A 17,135-nucleotide genomic window follows, 5' to 3' on the forward strand; every position below is an offset into this window, starting at 1 on the left:
AAATATGGGCAAAATTAGGTTTCACGCTTTTATTTTTTTCTTCCAAGCAGTGTGATTTCTCGGATATGGTTCAACATTAATTCCAATCGCCTACGGAACAAATATAAGGTTTTCTATATTGTAAACAAATTATTTAGCACAAAATTAACAATTTTCTTCCTGATAATAAGAGCGTTTTCTAATTTAAGCTTATTTTTGCCTAAAATTCAGCAAATGAAATAATTTGATAAAAAATGAATTTTAAAATTAAAACACACAAAATAAGCAGATTATGAACAAAAACGAATGTATTACTTATTTTAAAATCATTGGTGATTTTGAGCCTGATGTGGTGAGCCAACGGCTGGGGCTTACACCTGATAATCAGTGGCGTAAGGGCGACAAAAGGCGTGATGGCAGTCCGCAAGAGTGGGCAATGTGGCAGTTTGGGCAATGCGATGAATATGCGTGGCAAACCGGTGAGCAGATGCAAAAAACCATCGCACCGCTTTTGAGTAAAGCAGCTGAATTACAGGCGATTCGCCAAGAATTTGAGGTGGAATTTGTCCTGCAAATCGTGCCAAGTTTGTACGCTGACCAGCCCACACCCAATGTAGCTCCATCAATGGCGGTCATTGATTTTTGCCACCAAACTCGCACAAAAATAGATGTTGATATGTATTTGATAAATAATTAAGGAAAATTAATTCTTGAATTTACAAATGGATTTTTCAAGAGTGAGTTTCTGACCTTGGAGACAAAGTCCGCACTGCGGAGTATGTCGTTAAGAAAATCAATGAATAGAGCGTGGAAAATAGAACAAATCGGATTTATGTATTGCAACAAATGGAAAAAATCACGCCAATTATTTTGATGATTAATATTGTTGAAAAATAGTTTGTTTTTCTGTTAAAAAACAGAAAAAATCGGCGTAAATTTGCACTTTTGTATTCATATACAGAAATATGCAATTTATTTTGCATCCAAACATAAAATAACAAAAAAACAATGGATGTCTATCTAATAAAACAAAATTTAGACGATTTTCAGTATCTTTTGCAGGAAAAAGAAGCGGATTACATCAATACGCTGGACAAAGAGGGCGAAAAAATTGAAAATTGGCAGATTCCTACGTGGAAAATTTTCGTTCCGAATAAAAAATCGACCAAAAAACGAAAAGATTTCAATACAAGTAGCTTTTTTTCAGGAAAATTGATGATGGAAGAGGTGTTAGCGACAAAAATGGTGACAAAATTCAATCTTTCCGCGCAACTTTTGCCGATAAATACGCCCGAATTGGAGCAACCTTTTGTTTTTGTAAATATTTTGGACGGAATTTCGGCTGTGGTAGATACTTTTTGGTACACCACAGACGAATTGGAACAGGCAGACGACAAAATGAACATTTTTGCCCCCAAAACGGACAAACCTAAGCGGAAAATACATCCCGAATTGCACGGAAAACATCTATTTGACAGAAAAATAATAGAAAAAAATCCCATTTTTAGAGATAAATGGTTCAAAGGATTCTATTTTTGCACCGATGTTTTTGTAAAATGGGCAGAAAAACAGCAAATCAAAGGATTATCGTTTGAAAATGCAGGAATTTTAACAGAAAATACGTGATTTGTGGTACATCCATAGAGAAAAATAACAATAAAATGAAAAAATTAGTTATCTTGGGAGGAGGCGAAAGCGGTGTGGGAGCTGCCATTCTCGGGAAAAAGGAAGGTTGGGACGTATTTTTGTCCGACCGAGGCAAAGTCGCCCCGAAATATGCCGATACGCTCAACAAAAACGGCATTCGCTGGGAGGAAGGGAAACATACGGAAAGTGAAATTTTCTCCGCCGACAGCATCGTAAAAAGCCCGGGAATTCCTGATACGGTGGAGCTTATCAAAAAAGCGAAGGAAAAAGGCATCGAAATCATTTCGGAAATTGAGTTTGCCTACCGATACACCCAAGGAAAAATCATAGCCATCACCGGCAGCAACGGAAAAACCACCACCACCAGTCTCACGCATCATATTTTGAAGCAAGCAGGACTAAACGTAGGCGTAGCGGGCAACATCGGTAAGAGTTTCGCTCAAATGGTTGCCGAAGACGATAAGGAATATTACGTATTGGAAATCAGCAGTTTTCAGCTGGACGGCATTGTGCATTTCAAACCGCACATCGCCATTTTGCTGAACATCACGCCCGACCATTTAGACCGATACGATTATAAAATGGAGAATTACATCGCTTCGAAATTCCGAATTATCGAAAACCAAACCGAAAGCGATTATTTCATATACGACACCGATGATTCGGTGATAGAGCAATGGCTTGAAAATCATCGGGTAGCATCACAAAAAATCCCATTTTCAATAGAAAAAGAAATTAATAACGGAATATTTAGTTTAAACGATAAGATACAAATGAACATTGACAATCAAACATTTGAAATGGAAGTAAAGGAAATGAGTTTAAAGGGGAAACACAATGTTAAAAACTCAATGGCGGCTTCGGTGGCATCGCGATTATTGAAAGTCCGCAAGGAGTCGATTCGCGAGAGCCTCAAAGGTTTTGTGGGCGAACCGCATCGGTTGCAACCGGTCAAAACCGTGGAAGGAATCACGTACATCAACGATTCAAAAGCCACGAATGTGAATTCGGTGTTTTTCGCTTTGGACACAATGAAAACTCCCGTTGTGTGGATTGTTGGCGGCGTGGACAAAGGCAATGATTATTCGCCGCTTTTGCCTTACGTTCACGAAAAAGTGCGGGCAATTGTTTGTTTAGGCGTTGATAATCGGGCGATTGTGCAATCGTTCGGGAATATCGTTCCGATGTTGGAAACCCAAAGTATGGAAGAAGCCGTGAAATACGCACGCGATTTTGCCCAAAGTGGTGATACTGTGTTACTTGCTCCGGCTTGTGCCAGCTTTGATTTGTTTGACAATTACGAACATCGCGGCAATCGTTTTAAAGAAGAAGTTGAAAAACTGTAAGTGATGAAAAGTTGGTTGGCACGAAACATAAAAGGCGACAAAGCCACGTGGGCTATCATTTTGATATTCACACTATTTTCGTTTTTGGCGGTATATAGTGCGAGTACCAATTTGGTGTATGTCATCGGTAAGGGAACTACCTTCGGGCATTTCCTTCGGCACGGTGTTATCATCGCCATCGGATTTGTCATCATTTACGTGGTGCATAAAATTCCGTATCGGTTTTCGCGCCCCATTTCAAAACTGGGCTTGTTACTCTCGGCAATTTTACTGATTTTCACGGCTTTAAAAGGAACAACCATTGACGGAGCCAACGCCAGCCGCTGGATTCAATTGCCCATCGTCGGGATTTCGTTTCAGCCTTCCACCTTTGCTTTGGTGATGTTGATGATTTACGTAGCTTCGTATTTAGCTGAAAATCACGATAAAAAACCCAGCTTCTCCGAATCGTTTTTACCTTTGTGGTTGCCTGCCATCATCGTTGTAGGGCTGATTGTGCCTTCAAACCTCTCCACCGCCGTGCTTGTTGCCGGTTCGGTCGGCATTTTGGCTTTCATCGGCAAACATCCCATCAAAAATATGTTTATCGTGCTGTGTATCGGCATTATATCAATGGGGTTCTTTTTGCTTTTGGCGAAGGCTTTCCCTGATGCTTTCCCAAATCGGGTAAACACGTGGGTGAACCGTATCGAATCATTTGTGGGCGGAGCTGACGAAAAAGAAGGCTACCAAATTGAACGGGCAAAAATGGCAATTGCCAAAGGCGGACTAATGGGCGAAGGAGCCGGAAAAAGCACGATGAAAAACTTCCTGCCACAGAGCTCTTCCGACTTTATTTACGCCATCATCACCGAAGAATACGGGTCGTTCGGGGCTATTATCATAATGATTTTATACGTAATTTTGCTCATTCGGATTGTCGTCATCTCGCAGAATGCCAAAACCGTTTTCGGGCAATTGCTGGTGCTGGGCGTCGGTTTCCCGATTATTCTGCAAGCGCTTATCAATATGGGCGTGGCGGTTGAATTGTTTCCGGTTACGGGGCAAAACCTTCCGTTGATAAGCAGTGGCGGAACTTCAATATGGATGACTTGCCTGGCGTTGGGGCTTATCCTTTCGGTGAGCACTTCAAAACGAAACAAAGGGCAAATGGTTGAAAAAGACCAAAATATATCGGAAGTGGAAGAAGAACTTGCCGAAGGCATTATGGAAGAAATCAACAAAGGAAAAAAACAAAAAAAATGAAAAAATTTATCATATCGGGAGGCGGCACAGGCGGGCATATTTATCCTGCCATTGCCATTGCAGACGAGCTGAAACGACGTCAGCCCGATGCCGAAATTCTGTTTGTGGGTGCCGAAAACCGAATGGAAATGCAAAAAGTACCACAGGCGGGCTATCCTATTGAAGGGCTGCCCATTGCGGGACTGCAACGCAAACTGACTTTTGACAATCTGATGTTTCCACTCAAACTTCTTAAAAGTTTGTGGAAAGCTCGGAAAATCATCAAAAAATTTCGCCCCGATGTGGTTATCGGTACGGGCGGTTATGCCTCTGCCCCCACCTTGAAAGCCGCTCAATGGTTGGGAATCCCGACCGTGATTCAAGAGCAAAATTCGCACGCCGGCATCACCAACAAATGGGTAAGCCAAAAGGCAGAAAAAATCTGTGTGGCTTACGAGGGAATGGAGCAGTTTTTTCCGAAAGAAAAAATCGTAAAAACGGGAAATCCCGTGCGGGCAGATTTGTTACATCATTCCGAAACGAAAAACCAAGCCCAGGCTTTTTTCTCGTTAAATCCCCATAAAAAAACGTTATTGGTTTTGGGCGGAAGTCTCGGAGCAAAACGAATCAACGAACTGATTGCAAGGAATTTAGACGTATTTAAAAAATTAGACGTACAACTGCTTTGGCAATGCGGAAAATTGTATTTTGAGCAGTACAAAGCCTACGAAAATGAAAACGTAAAAGTGTTGCAATTCATTGACCGAATGGATTTTGCCTACGCCTCGGCTGATGTGATTATCTCGCGAGCGGGGGCGAGTTCGGTAAGTGAACTTTGTTTGGTGGGCAAGCCCGTGATTTTCATTCCGTCGCCCAACGTTGCCGAAGACCATCAAACCAAAAACGCACAAGCCATAGCCGACAAAAACGGCTGTATCTTACTGCTTGAAAATGAATTGGATAGCGAATTTGAAAAAACATTTTCGGCACTAATTTCCGATGAAAATAAGCAGAAAAATCTCGCTGAAAACATCAAAAAATTAGCCCTACCCAATGCTACAAAAGACATTGTGGAGATTGTAATTCAATTAATTAAACTTAAAAACTAAAATACGATGAAAAAAATTTTAACGCTTTTAATGCTTTGTGCAGCGCTGAAAATAACGGCGCAAACGCAACTTGAACCTTCCTTTTTTGTGGACACCAAAAGCGATAATTTCAAAAAAGGAATCGTTGAAATTCGCGAATATCTGAATTACAAAACCTATTTGGAATTTCAAAAATTACTACAAAAAGGACGCTCAAACGGAATTAACGCCGATTTTATCAAAAAAGCCTACGAATCACGCGGTATTTCCTTCAAAAAAGGAAAGTACATCATTGATAATGAGGAACAACGCTTTGCATTTGAAATTAACGAACGGGGGCAATTTACCGGTATCGGAAAATTTGCCAACAAAGAGAAAAACACAACCGCTGATTACCATTTCACAAATGGAAAACTCACTGAAATACAGACATATAACTCTGAAAATAAGCGTATTCGCACCAGTACCTTCAAAGCTGATGCCATTGAAAGTATCACCTATAACAATCAGGGGAAGATGGTGCAAAAAATGGAAACTTTCATCAATTTAAAGGAGGGCGCTAATCAAATCTACACCAATTTTCACAAAAACGGAAACCCCAGCAAAGAGGTTAATTCCATCAAAAACACCACAAAAGAATTTTACCAAAACGGAAAACTAAAATCGGAACGCATTGAAGGTAAAGGAAGTACCACATATAATCAAGACGGAAAAATTGCCACCAAGCGTTACATCACCGAAAAAGGAAGTTGCGATGAAACGTACGAAAACGGCGTTATTCAGCAAAAAATTTGTGAAGACAGAAGCATTTCAGAAACAACAACTTACACTTATAAAAACGGAAAAATGACCGCCTATCAAGTGCATAACAGGCGCAAAAAAGAAATCCGTTTTTACAACGAAAAAAACGAACTTTTGGAAACAAAAAAAGAGTAAGGCAACGTTCTAAATAAATCCTAAAACCTTACAAATCAAACTACAAACATAAAACAATGAAAGTCAATTTTAACCACATGGAAAACGTATATTTTATCGGCATTGGCGGTATCGGGATGTCGGCACTGGCTCGTTATTTCAAAGCCATCGGGAAGCGGGTTTGCGGATACGACCGTACGCCTACGGAAATCACCAATTCACTTGAAAAAGAAGGAATTAGAGTTCATTTTACGGAAAGCGTAAGCAACATTTCTGAGCAGTTCAAAAAACACGAAACCACGCTGGTGGTTTACACACCCGCCGTTCCGAAGATGCACGCCGAGTTGGTGTTTTTCCAAAAGAATGGTTATCAAGTGTTTAAACGCTCCGAAATTTTAGGAATGATTACCGAAAATAGTTTCTGTTTGGCGGTGGCGGGCACACACGGAAAAACCACAACGTCAAGCATTTTGGCTCATATTTTGGTGGAAAACGGGGCTTCGGTAAGTGCTTTTTTGGGCGGAATTGCCGAGAATTTCAACAGTAATTTGGTGCTTAACGGAAGTAAATTTACTGTGGTGGAAGCCGACGAGTTCGACCGTTCGTTTCTTCGGTTATCACCTGATATTGCGTGTATTACCTCAATGGATGCCGACCATTTGGACATCTACGGAAGCACGGAAGAGTTTGAAAAAGGGTTCCGTGAGTTTGCCGACAAAATCAAAACCGACGACAATCGCATCGTACATAATTCCTTGAAAATAAGCGGAAAAACTTACGGATTGGAAGATGATTCCGATTTTAGTTTTCAAAACATTCACATCAAAAACGGAATGTATCATTTTGATTTTCATTACGATGGGCAAATACTGAAAAATTTTGCGTTCCCCAAACCGGGTCGGCACAATTTGTCGAACGCTTTGGCGGCAGTGGCAATGGGCGTAAAAGCGGGCTTCGAAGCTGAAAAATTGCTCACAGCTTTGGCGAGTTTCAAAGGAGTAAAACGCCGATTTTCGTACGTTATCAAAGAAAAAGATTTCGTTTTTATTGACGATTACGCACATCACCCGTCGGAAATTAACGCCCTATTTCAAGCGGTGGACGAAATGTACCCGAAAATAACCAAAACCATTGTTTTTCAGCCACATTTGTTCAGCCGAACCCGTGATTTTATGGACGAATTTGCCGAGAGTTTGTCCCGATTTGATGAGGTCATTCTGTTGGATATTTATCCCGCCCGCGAACTGCCCATCGAAGGCATCACTTCGGAAAAATTACTGGAAAAAATCCGAAGCCGACAAAAAACGTTGGTATCCAAAGACGAACTCATTCCGCTATTGCGAAAAAAACAGCCCAAGTTATTGCTTGCCGTCGGGGCGGGCGACATCGGGGCGGAAGTTGAACACATCAAAAAAGCATTTTCATAAAACCGATGAAACCACGACTAAAAAAAATCATAAAAATAGCAACCATTGTGCTGTTACCCGTTGCTTTACAGGCTTTTGCAAGTGTTAGAAGCAACAAACGTACCGTTAAAGAAATTTTTGTTGATCATCACAGCTCAGATATGTACGTCACCGAAGATGCCATTCGCCGAATGATTCTCAACAACTCACAACTTTCAGACCGCATTGGGCTGTTGGAGTTGGACAAGATTGAAAATCTGCTTGATAGCCACCAGATGATTGAAAAATCGGAAGTGTTTTGTACCATTGACGGAACGCTGAATGTTAACATAAAACAACGGCAACCTATTGCACGAGTATCTGAAAATCAGCAGTTTTACTATATGGATTCAAAAGGAGAAGAAATGCCCCTGTCTGATTCTTTTTCGGCAAGAGTTCCTCTGATAACCGGAAATATGACCGAAAAACACTGGAAAAGCACCTATGAGCTGGTACAATTTATCAACAACGATGACTTCCTCAAAAAAAACATCACCGAACTAAAAATCAGAAATCACGGTGAATATGCCCTACGGATGCGGGCAGCAAATTTTATTGTTATTTGGGGAAATTTAGAAGACAACGAACTCAAAAAAGCCAATCTGAAAGCCTTTTACAAACAGATGGAAAAAAGCAAAAACTTAAATATTTATAAAATTGTTAATTTAAAATATGCAAATCAGGTGGTTTGTACCAAATAATTGTTTATTTTTGCATTCTTGAAGTGTATTGTTTTTTCTCAACCAAATTCAAGAGAAAAATAAAATCGGGCAACAACCAAATAAATCACTGACATTCAGCAATATGACTCATAACGATATGAAACATAAAAAATATTACGTTGGCTTAGACATCGGTACCACAAAAATTGTGGCGATGGTCGGTGCCAAAAATGAATACGGAAAAATCCAGATTTTGGGCTATGGGCAAGCCAAAAGTGAAGGGATTAACAAAGGCGTGGTGCACAACATCACCAAAACAACACAATCCATTTTGGAAGCCATTCGTGATGCCGAAGAAAAAACAGGCTTGCAAATCAAAAACGTAGTAGTAGGCATTGCCGGGCAACATATTTTAAGTCGCTCACACAGTGATTATATCATTCGCCCCTATACAGAAAAACTCATTGATTTAGAAGATTTAGAACAATTAAAACAACAAGTGTACCGCATCGGTTTAACGCCGGGGCAGAAAATCATTCACGCACTTCCGCAAGAGTATAAGGTTGATGACCAAGGAGATATACGCGAACCCATCGGAATGATAGGCTCGCGGCTTGACGCTTCATTTCATTTAGTTATCGGGCAAGTAAATTCAATAAAAAGCATCACCCGTTGTGTGGAACTTTCAGGACTTTCATTCACCGGACTTACGTTAGAACCCTTAGCATCAGCCAGTTCCGTTCTTAGCGATGAAGAAAAAGACGTTGGGGTGGCTTTGGTTGATATCGGAGGCGGAACTACCGACGTAGCCATTTTTAAAGACGGAATTATCCGACACACGGCTGTTATCCCGATGGGCGGAAACATTATCACCGAAGACATTAAAGAAGGTTGTGCTATTTTAGGCAGGCAAGCCGAGATGCTCAAAGTGGAATTCGGGTCTGCTTGGCCCGGAGAAAATCGTGATAACGAAATCGTTTCCATTCCGGGTATCAAAGGCAAAGAGCCGAAAGAAATTACGCTCAAAAACCTTTCAAAAATTATTCACGCCCGTGTAAGCGAAATTATCACACTGGTTTTCAATACAATAAAAAGTTACGGACACGAAGAACACAAAAAGAAACTCATTGCCGGCATTGTGCTTACCGGTGGCGGAAGCCAACTAAAACACATCGTGCAATTAGTTGAGTACATCACCGGAATGGACACACGTATCGGTTACCCGAATGAGCATCTGGCAAGCAATTCAGACGTGAAAGTTACTTCGCCCATTTATGCAACATCTATCGGGCTGGTTATGAGCGCCATTGATTATGAAGCCGAAGAAACCATACGGCAAAAAATGGAGGTTTTTAAAGAAAATCTTAAAACCGAAGAAAGCAGAAACGATTCACCTCCCGAGCAAGAAAACACACAACCCGAGACAAAAGAAAAACCCAAAACAAGCCGAAGTTTTTGGGAACGAGTTAATAACAGAATAAAAGAATTTTTAGATAGTAGCGACGAATAATAAAACAAATAGTTATGAGTACAAACGATATGAACAACGCAGGATTAAAATTTGACTTACCCAAAGGCAAAAGCAACATCATCAAAGTGATTGGTGTGGGCGGTGGCGGTTGCAATGCCGTGAATCATATGCACATTGAAGGAATCAAAGGCGTGGACTACGTGATTTGCAACACCGATGCACAAGCCCTTGAAAACAGCCCCGTTATTAATAAAATTCAGTTGGGAGTAACCCTAACGGAAGGATTGGGCGCAGGTGCTGACCCCGAAATAGGCGAAAAAGCCGCAGAAGAAAGTTTGGAAGAAATCCGTAAAGTACTGGAAGGCAACACCCAAATGGTTTTCATCACCGCAGGAATGGGAGGCGGAACCGGAACCGGAGCAGCACCCGTAATTGCCAAACAAGCCAAAGAAATGGGCATTTTAACCGTTGCTATCGTTACATCGCCTTTCACCTATGAAGGATTAAAACGAAGCAAACAAGCCCAAGCCGGCATTAAAAAATTAAGAGAATGCGTTGATTCTCTTATCGTTATCAATAACAACAAACTTACCGAAATTTACGGTGATTTAGGCATTAAAGAAAGCTATGCCAAAGCCGATGAAATTTTACTCAAAGGAGCCAAAGGAATGGCAGAGGTAATCAGTAAGCATTACATCGTAAACATCGACTTGCGTGATGCCCGTACCGTACTTGAAAACGGTGGAACCGCCATAATGGGTTCGGCAGTGGCTGAGGGTGAAAACCGAGCCTACGACGCCATTTCAGGGGCGCTAAACTCACCGCTTTTGAACGACAACAAAATCGTTGGTGCCAAAAACGCCCTGTTACTCATCGTTTTCGGAAACAAACAAGCCTCACAACGCGAGGTTGAAGAAATTAACAACTACATTCAGATGCAAGCCGGCGACAATATGGCTGACATCATTATGGGTATCGGGGAAGACGAAACCTTGGGCGACGCTCTTTCGGTTACCGTCATCGCTACCGGATTTGATGCTGACCAGCAGCGCGAAATTGTCAATGCCGAAACCAAAAAAGTAATTCACGTGCTTGATGACCCTCAATCGGTTACACACGAATTTACCGAGCAAAAAGCGCCAATTGTGAGTAGCCCCATCAGTTGGGAAGCGCCTGCAATACCCACTCCCACACCACCGCAACCAACAGCATCATTAAAGCCGGAAGGCATTTCAATGGCTGACCTATTTAACATTTGGGTGGATTGTGAAGTGCTTGCTCCCGAACAGGTTTTTACCATTATTGAAAAACCCAAAGCTACATTAAACAACGCCACATACGCACCCAAAGAGCGAACACAACCCGTTCAACAAGTACCATTTTCACAACAAAACGAACCTGTAAAAGAGGTGAAAAAACCATCTGATAAACCTATTTTCTATCAGCTAAGTAATGATTTATCAGACGATTACGAAACGCAGAAAGAAATCATCACCCCAACGATAAACACCAAAGGTGAAATTCGCCATTCGCTAGAAGATTATATGGAGCTTGAAAAAACCTTTATGGAAGCCAAACCTAAAAATCTTACCGCCGAAAAAAGCAGCAATGAGTTTATTCTTTACAAAAGAGATGACGAGTTTGAAGTTCCTCAATCGGTTGAGCAACAAGGACAAATGAGTATGTTTACCGAAGACGAAGTGGAAGAAATTGACCCGCTTAACAGCAAAATTTCTGACGTTATGGCAAAACGTTCCAATCGTTTGCAAAGTTATAACCACATTTTTGGCGGCAGTCAATCGGAAAATAATCACTCACGAACTTCCATCAGCCAAGACAGTTCGGGGGAATTTCAAATACGCCGAAACAACTCGTTTTTGCACGACAATGTGGATTAAGCGCGCAACGAACACTTTTTAATCATAATAAATAAGTTTTTAAATTTTATTACAATCCAATGCAAACAATGCGTTGGATTTTTTATTTTTCTGAAAATCATTTTTTTACCAAAACAATTTATATAAAAAAACAAGAAAAAGGCATTTTATTTTTGTATTACCACAAAAAAGCGTAATTTTGGAAAATAATTTTTAATCTTCTAAAATAAGAATTATGTTTAAAGAAAATAAAAAAGTTATGGCTGAAAATATATCATCAGGGAGCAGCAACCGCATCGTTGCCGAGACCAAATTCAGAGGAGACATCATCTCCAAAACCGATTTCAGAATTGACGGCGAAGTGGAAGGAAATTTCCAAACCAGCGGCAAATTAGTGGTCGGGAAAACAGGCATCATCAAAGGGATTATCACGTGCGAAAACGCTGATATTGAAGGAAAAATTGAAGGTACCTTACGTGTGAACAGTATGCTCAGTTTAAAATCAACCGCCCTTGTGGAAGGCGAGGTTTTTACCGATAAACTTTCAATTGAACCCGGCGCTGTGTTCAATGTTTCCTGCACGATGAAAAACGTAAACACGCCATTGAACAATGAAAAAATTGCCGACAAAGCAATTAAATAAATGGATAAAATTTTCACAAGCGGGGGTGCAAATGGCTGCTACCATTGCCATTTGTGCCCTTGCAGGAAATTGGCTTGACGGTAAATTCCCTGAACTATACCCACTTTTCACGGTGGTTTTATCACTTTTCGGAGTTTTTGCGGCAATGTACACCATCATTCGGCAAGCGATGAATATGTCGGACAAACCTTGATTATGAAACTTTTTTTTCGTTATCTTCTGCTGATTATTAGCGTTACGGCACTGACCTACGGCGCTTTGCATACGCTAACAACACATTACAACTTGCGTCCGTTGCTGGACATTCGCGATATTTGCCTATTGCATTTGAGTTTGTCGGTGTGCGTTTTGAGTATCATTTGCACCATTAATATTTTCCTGAAAAAACACACTGCATATGCCTTTTTGGCAACAGCTTTCATTCGTATGGGGGCGATTGTTCTTTTTGTACTTCCGCTGGCAAAAAAAACGATTGAAACACCTGTTACCGATGTGCTTTTTGTGGTTATTCCTTATTTTATTTTCACTGTCATTGAAGCCTTATTTACCATAAAATTGCTCAAAAAACAAACCTCCTAAATACGATTTACAAGCCAACTGAACACATTTAACCTTTGGCAAAGTTTGAAACTTTGCCAAAGGTTTTTAATTGTCAGTATAAATCGCCTCAAAAATAAAAGCCTCTGTGAAATAGTACATATTTCAACAGAGACTTTTAGCTATGGAAAGACAAAACAATTACTTCACTTCTTTGATACTGATAGCATAACCACCGCCTTCTTTGGCAACGAGCGAAAGCACTGTGTTTGCATCTACTTTTCGTTTGCTAATGGTGTATGCTTTCGGGTTGTTTTTGTAATGGGCATTTTTGGCATCGGCATAAATGGTTGCCTCGTATTTTTTATTCTTATCCAAAAAGTCGAGTTTCAGTTTGGAAGTGTGTCCGTTTTCGTTAGCCGTACAACCGATGTACCAATTGTTGGAATGCTTATCTTTACGGGCTACGGTGATGTATCGACCGGGTTCGGCTTCCAAATAGATGCTTTTTTGCCAATCCACCGGAACGTCTTTAATAAACTGAAACGCATCTAAAAACTTGTTGTAATTCTCCGGAAGGTCGGCAGCCATTTGCAGCGGGCTGTACATCGTCAGATACAATGCCAATTGCTTGGCGAGTGTGCTTCGTACGTAACTTCCGTTATCGGGATTGACATTCCAGATTTGCGTTTCGAAAATACCGGGTGTATAGTCCATCGGACCACCTTGCAGACGCGTAAACGGAAGTACCGTTGTGTGGAAAGGTTTGTTCCCGCCGAACGATTCAAACTCGGTACCGCGCGCCGATTCATTTCCGATAAGATTTGGATACGTGCGGCACAATCCCGTCGGGCGAACCGCCTCGTGCGCATTGACCATTATTTTATGTTTGGCAGCTTCCTTCACGGCGTGCAAATAGTGGTTTACCGTCCATTGCCCGTAATGGTGTTCGCCACGTGGCAAAATATTACCCACGTAACCGCTTTTCACGGCATTATATCCGTATTTATTCATCAGTTTGTAGGCATTTTCCATATGACGTTCGTAATTACGAACGGAAGAAGACGTTTCGTGGTGCATCATCAGTTTAACACCTTTGGAATGAGCGTATTCATTAAGGGCTTTGATGTCGAAATCGGGATAAGGTGTTACGAAATCAAATACATAATCTTTCATATGCCCGAACCAATCTTCCCAACCGGTGTTCCAGCCCTCTACCAAAACTTGGTCAAAACCGTGTTTGGCAGCGAAATCGATATATTTGCGCACGTTTTCGTTATTAGCGGCGTGCTTTCCGTTGGTTTTCAACTTGGTGTAATCCACTTTATCTAAATCAACCGCCGGCAACTCGTCAGTGTATGCCCAAGTGGCTTTTCCGGTAATCATTTCCCACCAAACACCGATGTATTTCACGGGTTTAATCCACGAAGTGTCGTCATAAGCACAAGGCTCGTTAAGGTTCAAAATCAGGCGCGAAGCCAATATTTTGCGCGCATCATCACTAACCATAACAGTACGCCAAGGCGTGTGGCAAGGTGCTTGCAAATGGGCTTTATCGCCTGTGGCATCGGGTGTTAAATGCGATTGAAAGGTAAAATTTGAATCGTTCAGGTTCAAATGCATACACGAATAATCCACCAAAGCCGCTTCGTGCAGGTTGATGTACAGCCCGTCATCGGTTTTCATCATCAGTGAAGTTTGCACTCCCGTGGGTGAGAATGGTGTTTGCGAGGCATTATGCCCGATAGCCACATTGCTGAGCGGACGAATGCGAGACAGGCGCGACTCCATATAATCGTATTCCTGCGTGTCGTAATCACCGGCAAGCCACCACGCGGTATGGTCGCCCGTCATTGCAAACTCTGTCCACTCTTCCACCACGGTGAAATAGGTCAGGTTTTTCTGCAACGGAAACTCGTAACGGAACCCTACCCCGTCGTCATACACCCGAAAACGAATGTTCATCACGCGGTCAGACGTTTTTTGATGAAGCGACACCAGCAACTCGTTGTAATGATTGCGGATATGGCTTTCTTCACCCCAAACGGGTTGCCAGGTTTCATCAAAAGACGTCTTTTCTTCCTTAATAAGCTTGAAATCAGCAATAAGGTTGGTTGTGCTTTTGAGTTCCAACCCCATAAAACTTTGCTTGATAACTTCTTTGTTTTTGTACCACACCTTATAGAAAGGTTTGCCCGAATCGGAAAGGTCAAAAGCCACTTTCACGTTGCCGTCGGGCGAGGTTTGCGTGTTTTGCGCCGAAAGCCCCGCAACAAAAACGCAACACAGAATGAATGCTATTTTTTTTATCATAAATATGTTATTTAACAATCGTGAAATTTTGTGCAATATACAAAATTCTTTTTCAGACACCAACACCCAAGGTTACGCAATCGTTGTAATGTTGATAAATAAAATATGGAAACGCAAAATTATATCACTTTTTGCCTTTCTATTTTTTTCTGTAAAATTGATTATAAATAAAAAGCAAAATGCTTGTCGGTAATAGCCGTCCTAATGGCCGTAATGCAATGAATTTCAGATATTCAAACCAAGAGAAGAAGCCCATTTGCCTAATGATTTTCGCAAATTTCAGTTCGTCTAAGGCGTATTTTAACCCGCTTCGGCGTTTGATGGTTTCTTTTCCGTTTTTTACCCTGAAATACAGCAAATCTTCTTGTAAATTATGAAAAATATAGCCGTTTACCAGCATCGTAATCCACAGGGTATAATCTTCCCAAAGCAGTAATTTTCCGGAATAGTTACCTGATTGTAAAACAGCGCTTTTGCGAAAAACGACGGTTGGGTGATTTACGGGACATCGGAACTTTGCAAATTTATAGATTTCATGATGATTTTCGGGCAAAGTACGCCTTCTGTTTAAATCGTTGGGTTTTGAATTAAATTCGCTTAGATTACTTCCTAAAACACTGATTTCAGGGTGATTATTTAGAAAATGGATTTGTTTTTCAAATCGGTCGGCTCTGGCGATGTCATCGGTGTCCATACGGGCAATGATTTCGTGGCTACACGCCAAAACTCCTTGTTGCAACGCCTTGCCAAGCCCCACATTTTCAGGGAGTTTTACAATATTTATAGGCAAAGTTTGTGCATAGCTTTCTACAACGTCTTCTAACTCAGGCGTTATTTTTCCGTCGAAAACGATAACAACCTCATCGGTTTGAAGCGTTTGATTTTTAAGACTTTCCAAACATTCAGCTAAAAATGTTGGATTTTCCTTTACATAGAGCGATAACAATACGGAGAATTTCATTTATTTTAAGTATAAATTAGTGTATTCACTGACCATTTTTTGGGCTGACAAATTATAGTTATTATGGTTGCTTTTCGTTTTTTCAGACAACATATTTACAATAAAATCAGCCACTTCCGGATTTTGGCGTATAAATTCGCTGTGCGGAGGAATGTCGGACAAAAAAGCATAACACCCACACGAAACAGCTTCCAAAATACTCATCGGATACCCTTCGGCACTTGACATTGAAAGCACGAAATCTGAAATTTGGTAATATTTTTCGAGATTTTCTTGATGTCCCAAAAAAATCACCCTTTCCGTAGCAACAGCCTTACTTTGAGCCAGTTCGTCTCCTGAACCCAAAATCAAAAGAATGGAATTTTTTGTTGCATTTTCATTAAAAAACGTTATCAGTTCAGGGACTCTTTTTCGGCGTATGAGTCTTCCGGCATAGATAAAAATTTGATTATCAGGACCAAAACCTAACATTTTTCGTTGTTCTGTTTTTTCATCTTGCGTAAGCTTATGAAAAACAGCTTGATTTACGCCATTGTTTACGAAAACCGACTTTTCTTGATTGGATTTTAAAAGATAGGAATCAAAATACTTTTTAACGGCGTTTGAGCAACTCACGTAAGCGTCAAATTTCCCTATATTCAGATAATAAAAATGTGATAACGCCCCAACGAAACCTTTTATTTTTCCGTATTCTTGCAGGTAATCTTTAAAAAATTGACAATGGATTGTGGTTATTTTTTTTACGTTATCATTTTTTAAACCCGCAACGATTTTGTCGGGATAATATCCGTGTGAATGAATCACATCTAAATTCAGCGCCAAATCTTGTAATGAAAAATCTTCCAAATCAAACACGCCTAACTTGCATTTGGAACGAATGTTATTAACGTAATCACTATTAGTTTTACGAACGGAAATAAGCATTACACTAAACACTTTACAATCAATATTTTGAATAATGTTATAAACCACATTCACCGGACCGCAATTGATTATTTCAGGAACTAAAAAGCCGATTTTTTTCATA

General features: G+C 40.7%; 16 protein-coding genes. 13 read left to right on the forward strand and 3 right to left on the reverse strand.

Translation table 11 applies throughout. The features are described 5' to 3' along the window. Positions 1 to 271: 271 nt before the first annotated feature. The 13 genes from Q4D72_RS00100 (at position 272) to Q4D72_RS00160 (ending at position 12,876) form a co-directional block, all read left to right on the forward strand. Complete coding sequence (locus Q4D72_RS00100; protein ID WP_303075368.1) at positions 272 to 676, forward strand: DUF4279 domain-containing protein; 405 nt, start codon at positions 272 to 274, stop codon at positions 674 to 676. A 311-nt stretch (positions 677 to 987) separates the two neighbouring features. Continuing rightward, on the forward strand, positions 988 to 1,605 hold the full coding sequence (locus Q4D72_RS00105) for a hypothetical protein (protein ID WP_303075370.1): 618 nt from the start codon (positions 988 to 990) through the stop codon (positions 1,603 to 1,605). Between the two features lie 35 nt (positions 1,606 to 1,640). Next, the gene (gene murD / locus Q4D72_RS00110; protein WP_303075371.1) at positions 1,641 to 2,972 is read left to right on the forward strand and encodes a UDP-N-acetylmuramoyl-L-alanine--D-glutamate ligase; all 1,332 of its coding nucleotides are present in this window, start codon (positions 1,641 to 1,643) and stop codon (positions 2,970 to 2,972) included. A 3-nt stretch (positions 2,973 to 2,975) separates the two neighbouring features. Then, on the forward strand, positions 2,976 to 4,217 hold the full coding sequence (locus tag Q4D72_RS00115; protein ID WP_303075372.1) for an FtsW/RodA/SpoVE family cell cycle protein: 1,242 nt from the start codon (positions 2,976 to 2,978) through the stop codon (positions 4,215 to 4,217). Then, complete coding sequence (murG, locus tag Q4D72_RS00120; protein ID WP_303075373.1) at positions 4,214 to 5,305, forward strand: undecaprenyldiphospho-muramoylpentapeptide beta-N-acetylglucosaminyltransferase; 1,092 nt, start codon at positions 4,214 to 4,216, stop codon at positions 5,303 to 5,305. Before Q4D72_RS00115 ends, murG begins: the two co-directional genes overlap by 4 nt. A 6-nt stretch (positions 5,306 to 5,311) precedes the next feature. After that, positions 5,312 to 6,220 (forward strand): hypothetical protein, encoded by a 909-nt coding sequence (locus Q4D72_RS00125; protein ID WP_303075374.1) that lies wholly within the window; start codon positions 5,312 to 5,314, stop codon positions 6,218 to 6,220. 56 nt (positions 6,221 to 6,276) lie between these two features. Next, the gene (gene murC, locus Q4D72_RS00130; protein ID WP_303075375.1) at positions 6,277 to 7,626 is read left to right on the forward strand and encodes a UDP-N-acetylmuramate--L-alanine ligase; all 1,350 of its coding nucleotides are present in this window, start codon (positions 6,277 to 6,279) and stop codon (positions 7,624 to 7,626) included. Positions 7,627 to 7,631: 5 nt separating this feature from the next. After that, positions 7,632 to 8,345 carry a cell division protein FtsQ/DivIB gene (locus Q4D72_RS00135; protein ID WP_303075376.1) on the forward strand — a complete coding sequence of 238 codons (714 nt, stop codon included), beginning with the start codon at positions 7,632 to 7,634 and terminating at the stop codon, positions 8,343 to 8,345. Positions 8,346 to 8,463: 118 nt separating this feature from the next. Further along, positions 8,464 to 9,816 carry a cell division protein FtsA gene (gene ftsA, locus Q4D72_RS00140; RefSeq protein WP_303075377.1) on the forward strand — a complete coding sequence of 451 codons (1,353 nt, stop codon included), beginning with the start codon at positions 8,464 to 8,466 and terminating at the stop codon, positions 9,814 to 9,816. A gap of 14 nt (positions 9,817 to 9,830) precedes the next feature. Next, entirely contained in the window at positions 9,831 to 11,675 is a 1,845-nt protein-coding gene (ftsZ, locus tag Q4D72_RS00145; protein ID WP_303075378.1) for a cell division protein FtsZ, read from the forward strand. 205 nt (positions 11,676 to 11,880) lie between these two features. Continuing rightward, positions 11,881 to 12,297, forward strand: coding sequence for a polymer-forming cytoskeletal protein (locus Q4D72_RS00150; RefSeq protein ID WP_303075476.1), 417 nt, complete (start codon positions 11,881 to 11,883; stop codon positions 12,295 to 12,297). Continuing rightward, entirely contained in the window at positions 12,266 to 12,490 is a 225-nt protein-coding gene (locus tag Q4D72_RS00155) for an AtpZ/AtpI family protein (protein ID WP_303075379.1), read from the forward strand. Before Q4D72_RS00150 ends, Q4D72_RS00155 begins: the two co-directional genes overlap by 32 nt. Before the next feature lie 2 nt (positions 12,491 to 12,492). Beyond that, positions 12,493 to 12,876 carry a hypothetical protein gene (locus Q4D72_RS00160; RefSeq protein WP_303075380.1) on the forward strand — a complete coding sequence of 128 codons (384 nt, stop codon included), beginning with the start codon at positions 12,493 to 12,495 and terminating at the stop codon, positions 12,874 to 12,876. Positions 12,877 to 13,035: 159 nt separating this feature from the next. Here the strand turns inward: Q4D72_RS00160 and Q4D72_RS00165 are convergent, their stop codons facing one another. The 3 genes from Q4D72_RS00165 to Q4D72_RS00175 form a co-directional block, all read right to left on the reverse strand. Further along, entirely contained in the window at positions 13,036 to 15,144 is a 2,109-nt protein-coding gene (locus tag Q4D72_RS00165; protein ID WP_303075477.1) for a glycoside hydrolase family 97 protein, read from the reverse strand. A 142-nt stretch (positions 15,145 to 15,286) separates the two neighbouring features. Beyond that, positions 15,287 to 16,108 carry a glycosyltransferase gene (locus Q4D72_RS00170; protein ID WP_303075381.1) on the reverse strand — a complete coding sequence of 274 codons (822 nt, stop codon included), beginning with the start codon at positions 16,106 to 16,108 and terminating at the stop codon, positions 15,287 to 15,289. Further along, a complete protein-coding gene (locus Q4D72_RS00175) occupies positions 16,109 to 17,134 on the reverse strand; it encodes a glycosyltransferase family 4 protein (RefSeq protein WP_303075382.1) in 1,026 nt (341 codons plus the stop codon). Position 17,135 lies beyond the last annotated feature (1 nt).

The sequence above is a fragment of the Capnocytophaga sp. genome, assembly GCF_030532915.1.
Taxonomy (GTDB): domain Bacteria; phylum Bacteroidota; class Bacteroidia; order Flavobacteriales; family Flavobacteriaceae; genus Capnocytophaga.

Bases quoted from the DNA above. Each gene is read 5' to 3' on its own strand.
- Q4D72_RS00135 (WP_303075376.1), top strand. From the start codon at position 7,632: ATGAAACCACGACTAAAAAAAATCATAAAAATAGCAACCATTGTGCTG.
- ftsA (WP_303075377.1), top strand. From the start codon at position 8,464: ATGAAACATAAAAAATATTACGTTGGCTTAGACATCGGTACCACAAAA.
- Q4D72_RS00105 (WP_303075370.1), top strand. From the start codon at position 988: ATGGATGTCTATCTAATAAAACAAAATTTAGACGATTTTCAGTATCTT.
- murD (WP_303075371.1), top strand. From the start codon at position 1,641: ATGAAAAAATTAGTTATCTTGGGAGGAGGCGAAAGCGGTGTGGGAGCT.
- Q4D72_RS00175 (WP_303075382.1), bottom strand. From the start codon at position 17,134: ATGAAAAAAATCGGCTTTTTAGTTCCTGAAATAATCAATTGCGGTCCG.
- Q4D72_RS00125 (WP_303075374.1), top strand. From the start codon at position 5,312: ATGAAAAAAATTTTAACGCTTTTAATGCTTTGTGCAGCGCTGAAAATA.
- Q4D72_RS00100 (WP_303075368.1), top strand. From the start codon at position 272: ATGAACAAAAACGAATGTATTACTTATTTTAAAATCATTGGTGATTTT.
- murC (WP_303075375.1), top strand. From the start codon at position 6,277: ATGAAAGTCAATTTTAACCACATGGAAAACGTATATTTTATCGGCATT.
- ftsZ (WP_303075378.1), top strand. From the start codon at position 9,831: ATGAGTACAAACGATATGAACAACGCAGGATTAAAATTTGACTTACCC.
- Q4D72_RS00160 (WP_303075380.1), top strand. From the start codon at position 12,493: ATGAAACTTTTTTTTCGTTATCTTCTGCTGATTATTAGCGTTACGGCA.
- murG (WP_303075373.1), top strand. From the start codon at position 4,214: ATGAAAAAATTTATCATATCGGGAGGCGGCACAGGCGGGCATATTTAT.
- Q4D72_RS00170 (WP_303075381.1), bottom strand. From the start codon at position 16,108: ATGAAATTCTCCGTATTGTTATCGCTCTATGTAAAGGAAAATCCAACA.
- Q4D72_RS00155 (WP_303075379.1), top strand. From the start codon at position 12,266: ATGAAAAAATTGCCGACAAAGCAATTAAATAAATGGATAAAATTTTCA.
- Q4D72_RS00115 (WP_303075372.1), top strand. From the start codon at position 2,976: ATGAAAAGTTGGTTGGCACGAAACATAAAAGGCGACAAAGCCACGTGG.